A 6,651-nucleotide genomic window follows, 5' to 3' on the forward strand; every position below is an offset into this window, starting at 1 on the left:
CACCAGCTTGCAAATGATTGTCCTTTCCTTCATTTCTCTCCTATTACGAAGATTTTAAACAGGTTCTTAGTCTGTGTTTTAATTTGGTTGTGTTTTATTAAAAAAACTTTAAATTTATTTTATAATCGATACTCAAATATAATGACTCAAACTTGGGATTTGTTGCAAACAGGGCAAAAGGAAGGCTATAAAATTGCGTATACCAATGCTCGTATTATCGACCCGGAAACTAAACTTGATATAAAAGGTTCATTATTGACTGAAGGGGATAAAATTGTTGACTTTGGTGAATCATTATTTTCAACAAGTGGAGTTGATAAAACAATAGACTGTAAAGGGCTTGTTCTAATGCCAGGCCTTATTGACATTCACGTACATTTTCGTGAACCAGGCCAGGAACATAAAGAAACTATATATACAGGCAGCAAATCTGCAGCTGCGGGGGGAGTTACAACTGTAGTTTGTCAGCCAAACACTGTTCCAGCAATTGATAGCGTTATTTTGGCTAAATATTTGAAATATAGAGCACTTGAAACTTCACATGTAAACGTTGAATTTTACGCTAAAATCACCACTTCGGAAGAACACCTGACTGAAATGGCACTTTTAAAGGAAGCAGGTGCGGTTGGGTTCACCGATGATGGCATGCCAGTTATGAACCCAATGATTATGAGACAGGCGCTGCTTTATTCAAGTATGCTGAATGTTCCTATTGCTCAACATGCAGAAGATTTAAATTTATCTGCTGGTGGCGCAATCAACGAAGGTAAAATTTCTGAGGAATTGGGAGTAAAGGGGATCTTGAGTGCGTCAGAATCGGTTATGGTAAATCGTGATATACTGCTAATGAAGGATATGGAAAATGTGCACTACCATATTCTACATGTCTCTTCAAAAGATTCACTTGATGCTATTAAACGTGCAAAAGATTTGGGATTAAATGTTACGTGCGAAGTAACCCCTCATCACCTCACTTTGACTGAAGATATAGTAAAACAACATGGAGCAATTGCAAAAATGAATCCGCCGCTTCGCACTGAAGAAGATCGTTTAGCTATGGTTGAAGGTTTAAAGACAGGTGTGATTGATTGCATTGCAACTGATCACGCTCCGCATGATCGTAGTTCTAAAGATCTACCACTTGAAAATGCTGCATTTGGTATTGTTGGTCTTGAAACAATGCTGCCCCTTTCACTTGAACTCTATCACAGTGGGCAAATGGGTCTACTTGATGTGCTTGCAAAATTGACATATAAGCCTGCAGATATAATACACATACCACGTGGTCGTATACAAAAAAACCTTGCTGCAGACTTAATTTTAGTTGACCTCAATCATGAATGGGAAATTAAAACTGACAACTTTGCTAGTAAATCAAAGAATTCTCCTTTCGATGGTCGCAAAGTAAAAGGACACGTAGTACGTACTGTTGTGTCCGGCAAAACTATATACTCGCAGAAGAGTTAGTTATCATATCTTATCTATTCCAATTTGTTATCACCAGAATGGGCTAAGTGCACCTAAATTTAAATTAAGAAATCTTACACTGTCTCCGAATAAACACATCCTCTTATCTTTCCCTAATCTGTAAAGTTATTTTGTCTATCAATCTGATTCCAAAACAGCAAAATTATTGTATAATGTTACTTTGAAGTTTTATTTTCAATGCACAAGTTTGCAATACTTTTTTCTATACTGCTTGCAATAGTTGCTTACTACCTAAACAATGAAATCATATTTGAAATAGCAAAGCTATTTAGTGATATCTTTATCAGCTTGCTCAAATTAATAAGCTTACCTCTGGTTTTTTTATCCATAGTTTCCACAATTTCCGGGCTCAAAGACTCAATTGAAATCAAAGTCTTAGTTAAGAAAACACTATTTTATACTCTGCTTACAACTATTATAGCTGCGTTTGTTGCATTATCGTTTTATTTGTTAATAGATCCAGCAAGAAAAAATTTCATAAGTAATACAATAGGGAGTATTAACAGCAATAACCACAGTTATTTTTCATATTTAAAATCACTCATTCCTTCTAATTTTGTGCAAGTTTTTCTTGAAAATAATATGATTGGTAGCATATTAATCGCTTTTTTGATGGGTGGAGCTATTGTTTCACTTTCAAAAGAAAAGCAGGATATATTATATCAAGTATTCTCTGCACTTTTTGATACGCTACTTAAAATTGCTCAAGGGTTATTAAAATTTATTCCGCTTGCTGTTTGGTCTTTTATTACTTGTTTTTTGCATGAATTAAAAGGCGGTAGTGAGTTCTACAATCTTTTATGGTATTTTGTTTGCATAATGTCTGCAAATTTTGTGCAGGCATTTCTGATTTTACCGCTATTTATGTGGTATAAAGGCATATCACCAATTCAAACGCTGAAAGGGGTTATGCCAGCACTCACACTTGCGTTTTTTTCTAAATCATCCAGTGCAACATTGCCAACAACTATAGAATGTGTGCAGAACAAGCTAAAGGTGCCAAAGAAATTATCGTCTTTTATTTTACCAATATGCACAACAATTAACATGAATGCATGTGCTGCATTTATACTAATCGCTGTAATGTTTGTTGCAGAAATGAACGGATACGTATTTTCCTTAAGCGAAATGTTGATATGGATTTTTTTAGCTACAGGGGCTGCAATTGGTAACGCTGGAGTGCCGATGGGGTGCTATTTTATGGCAACCAGTTATCTCATGTCAATGAATGTTCCTCTGCATATTATGGGACTGATTTTGCCTATTTATACAATCATCGATATGTTTGAAACTGCAATAAATGTGTGGTCTGATGTTTGTATCACTCAGATAATTAATAAAGAATGTAATAGTGAAACTTAAAAAATGATATTAGACGAAAATAACCTAATAATAAAAGAATTTAAAGAAGCAGAAGCAATTTTGCATGGGCATTTTGTTTTATCATCCGGGCTGCATAGTGACACATACATACAGTGTGCGAAGATTTTTGAAAATCCAAGCAGAGCCATGAAAGTTTGCGCATTATTAGCAGATAAAATAAAAAAAGAATTAAATAGCTCCATAGATTTAATATTATCTCCTGCAATTGGTGGAATAATTGTGGGTTATGAGATTGGCAGGCAGCTTGGAATAAAGACAATGTTTTGCGAGCGCGTTAATGGTAAGTTTGAATTACGCCGTGGATTTAAGATCAAAAAGGGTGAGAAAATATTGCTCATTGAAGATGTAATAACCACAGGTAAATCTTCACTTGAAGCAGTGGAATGTGCAGAAGGGGAAGGAGGTAAAGTTGTTGCTGAAGCTTCTTTGATAAAGAGAAATAGTGAAACGAAACTGCCTTTTCCTGTCATATCTTTGATTGAACTGAACATCAAAAACTACAGCGAGGAAGAACTTCCAAGTGAATTAAAACAACTACCCATAACAAAACCTGGGAGTAGGGAATATTTAACGAAGTAATCCTATAATATCTTGGAAACACAGCATTTATACACAGCTTTAGTTATTTACTCCAAGTGTATTTTATGTATACTTATTACTAAATTAATTTTGAAATGATAGAAAATGAACGAATTTAAATCGATCCGAAATATAGCAATAATCGCACACGTTGACCACGGTAAAACTACTTTACTTGATAACATGTTAAAACAAAGTGGCACATTCCGCGAGAATCAAGAAGTTCAAGAACGAGTGATGGATAGTGGCGACCAAGAACGTGAGCGCGGGATTACAATACTTGCAAAATGCACATCAATAATGTGGGGTGATGAAAAAATCAATATTATTGATACGCCAGGGCACGCAGACTTTGGTGGAGAAGTAGAAAGGGTATTGTGCATGGCAGACGGCGTGTTGCTGCTGGTTGATGCTGCAGAAGGTCCCATGCCACAAACAAAATTTGTGCTCTCAAAAGCACTAAAAGCAAATTTGAAGCCAATTGTGATAATCAATAAGGTCGATCGACCAGACAGCAGAATTGATGAAGTATTAAATGAAATATATGAGTTATTTTTTAACCTTGATGCAACCAACGAGCAGCTAGATTTTCCAGTGTTGTATGCTTCAGGTAGAAATGGCTGGTGTGCTAAGGAGCTTTCTGATGAAAGAAAAGATTTAAGCCCATTATTTTCAACGGTTATAGATTATATAAAACCTTCTGTTTATAATCAAAATGCACCTTTTGCTATGTTGGTCACTCTACTTGAGTCTGATAAGTTTCTTGGCAGAATATTGACAGGAAAGGTTTATCAGGGCATTGCAAAAGTCAATTCAGATCTTAAGGTGCTTGACCTCGATGGCAAAGTAATTGAACGAGGAAGATTAACTAAGTTGCTCTCATTTTCTGGCTTGAAACGCATTCCAGTAGAACAAGCTGTGGCAGGAGACATAATTGCAATTGCAGGGCTTGAGGAAGCTTCAGTTTCAGACACTATAGCAGCACCAGAGGTTACAACTGCAGTAAGCTCAACTCCAGTTGATCCGCCGACAATGGCGATTACTCTGAGTGTTAATGATTCACCTTTTGCTGGGCAAGAAGGTACAAAGCTTACCTCAACTGCCATAAAGGATCGCTTATACGCGGAGGCAGAAACAAATGTTGCAATTACTGTGACTTTAGCACCAAGCGGTGAAGCGTTTGAAGTAGGTGGACGTGGTGAGCTACAGCTTGGGGTGTTAATTGAAAATATGAGGAGAGAAGGTTTTGAGCTTTCGGTATCACGCCCTCGAGTGCTATTTAAGGAAGAAGATGGCAAAAAACTTGAACCTATAGAGGAAGTAGTAATTGATGTAGATGATGAATATAGTGGAATCATCATGGAAAAACTCAGCTTCCGTAAAGGTGAAGTAACTGACATGAGACCTTCTGGTAATGGCAGGACAAGATTAACGTTTTTAGTGCCATCAAGAGGATTAATCGGTTATCAAGGAGAGTTTTTAACTGATTCTCGTGGCACAGGCATAATTAACCGTTTATTTCACAATTATGCTCCACATAGAGGTCCAATTTCTGGAAGGCGCAATGGAGTTTTAATTTCTACAGATAAGGGTGAGGCTGTGGCATATGCAATTTTCAATTTGCAAGACAGGGGAATTATGTTTATTAAACCACAGGATAAGGTATATTGTGGCATGGTTGTCGGCCAGCATAGCCGTGACAATGATTTGGAGATAAATGTGTTAAAGGGTAAGCAATTAACAAACGTAAGAGCTTCAGGTAGTGATGAAGCTATAAAGCTCACTCCACCAAAGATAATGACACTGGAGGATATGATAGCGTATATAGATGATGATGAATTGGTGGAAGTAACTCCAAAATCTATACGTTTACGCAAGAAATTCCTTGATCCAAATGAACGTAAGCGTGCAGGAAGGGCAAAGAATAAGGAGTAATCAGAGGTTGAACATTTGCGAAAAATAGTGTATAATTATTCGTCTCCTAATTGTATTTAATCATGGCCTTTTCGAAATTTCTCGATCCAAAAAACAATTTCGCGTTCAAGAGAATATTTGGCACTGAGAAAAATAAAGATATTCTCATTCACTTTCTCAATGATATATTGGGCTTCGCTGGCAAAGATGAAATAGAAGAAATAGAATTTCTCAGCACTATCATGGATGCTGAGATTGCCTCTAAAAAACAAAGTATTGTTGATGTTTTCTGTACTGATTCTGCTGGAACCCAGCTAATTATTGAAATGGTGCGACCTGAAAGTCTTCGGTCATATTGTTTAAAAGGAGAGGAATTCCTTCAGAAAGAAACTAAAAGAGTTCTAAAACTTATTAAACCAGATGTTTTGCCATCTGAGTCTACGCATCAGTGCGAATCGGGTAACCGATTGGTGCCAAGCGATGCGGACAATGAACCTCCTCTTGAAAAAGAAGATGCTCAATCGTGAAAGGAGCATAAACTACAAGCATCGTGTGGTTGGAGAGCTAGGCTTAGTGGTATGGTGAACGTAAGTGAAGCTTCATAAGTATCGTAACGATTAAAGAGCTAAAGATGCTGATAAGCTCCGACCAAAAGGTAATGTGACATTTTTCATTTCTGGATGTACGCAAATCACCGGTATAGAGAAGTCACCTAACCCACTGTTGTATGACAGAAGGAACAGGGTAAGCCTGTATTTCCGCCTATATGGCAAGCAAACCGCAAGGAACGCTGATGAAAATGCAGGTAAAGGATAATGGAGAAAGCGAATGCCATTTTGTAACGAAATGTATAGAATTTGTAACATTAATTCGCGTGAAAACGAGCAGATTTCCATTTGGTCCCTCGTGACAAGAAACTTTGTTAACCACTTGAGGTAGAGAAGCAGATGACCTTACCCACAGAAATGATGAAGAAATTAGGAATATTTTTTACAAAAAGGACAACACTAACAAAAGAACTTTATTCTATTTAGAATATAAAGTTACAATAAATTTTCCTGTCATCTCCAAATAAATTACATTAACTTAGTGTTGTATATTGTTAATAACTTAAATAATACAACCATTTTCAGCAACAAAAACCAAAGGTCTTGAGATACAAGATATTTGTATGGTTACTATGATAGTTCCTTTTTTAAGAAAGTTTTAAATTTCATACCTAAGAACCTGTTTAAAATCTTCGTAATAGGAGAGAAATGAAGGAAAGGACAATCATTTGCAAGCTGG

Annotated in this window: 4 protein-coding genes and 1 pseudogene; all 5 read left to right on the forward strand. The window is 36.5% G+C overall.

Annotation, left to right across the window (positions count from 1 at the left end):
* Positions 1-141: 141 nt before the first annotated feature.
* Positions 142-1,467, forward strand: coding sequence for a dihydroorotase (locus tag OZD61_RS01920; RefSeq protein WP_274979654.1), 1,326 nt, complete (start codon positions 142-144; stop codon positions 1,465-1,467).
* Between the two features lie 198 nt (positions 1,468-1,665).
* Entirely contained in the window at positions 1,666-2,850 is a 1,185-nt protein-coding gene (locus OZD61_RS01925) for a dicarboxylate/amino acid:cation symporter (protein ID WP_274979652.1), read from the forward strand.
* Positions 2,851-2,853: 3 nt separating this feature from the next.
* Complete coding sequence (gene pyrE / locus OZD61_RS01930) at positions 2,854-3,450, forward strand: orotate phosphoribosyltransferase (RefSeq protein WP_006279657.1); 597 nt, start codon at positions 2,854-2,856, stop codon at positions 3,448-3,450.
* 105 nt (positions 3,451-3,555) lie between these two features.
* Entirely contained in the window at positions 3,556-5,385 is a 1,830-nt protein-coding gene (gene typA / locus OZD61_RS01935) for a translational GTPase TypA (RefSeq protein ID WP_274979653.1), read from the forward strand.
* A gap of 62 nt (positions 5,386-5,447) precedes the next feature.
* A pseudogene (locus tag OZD61_RS05760) lies at positions 5,448-5,693 on the forward strand (PD-(D/E)XK nuclease family transposase); the annotation flags it as partial.
* Positions 5,694-6,651 lie beyond the last annotated feature (958 nt).

The sequence above is a fragment of the Wolbachia endosymbiont of Drosophila bocki genome (assembly GCF_028982005.1).
In the GTDB taxonomy this organism is placed as follows: Bacteria; Pseudomonadota; Alphaproteobacteria; order Rickettsiales; family Anaplasmataceae; genus Wolbachia; species Wolbachia pipientis.

Excerpts from the sequence above, each read along its gene's own strand:
- OZD61_RS01920 (WP_274979654.1), top strand. The coding sequence starts at position 142 with ATGACTCAAACTTGGGATTTGTTGCAAACAGGGCAAAAGGAAGGCTAT.
- OZD61_RS01925 (WP_274979652.1), top strand. The coding sequence starts at position 1,666 with ATGCACAAGTTTGCAATACTTTTTTCTATACTGCTTGCAATAGTTGCT.
- pyrE (WP_006279657.1), top strand. The coding sequence starts at position 2,854 with ATGATATTAGACGAAAATAACCTAATAATAAAAGAATTTAAAGAAGCA.
- typA (WP_274979653.1), top strand. The coding sequence starts at position 3,556 with ATGAACGAATTTAAATCGATCCGAAATATAGCAATAATCGCACACGTT.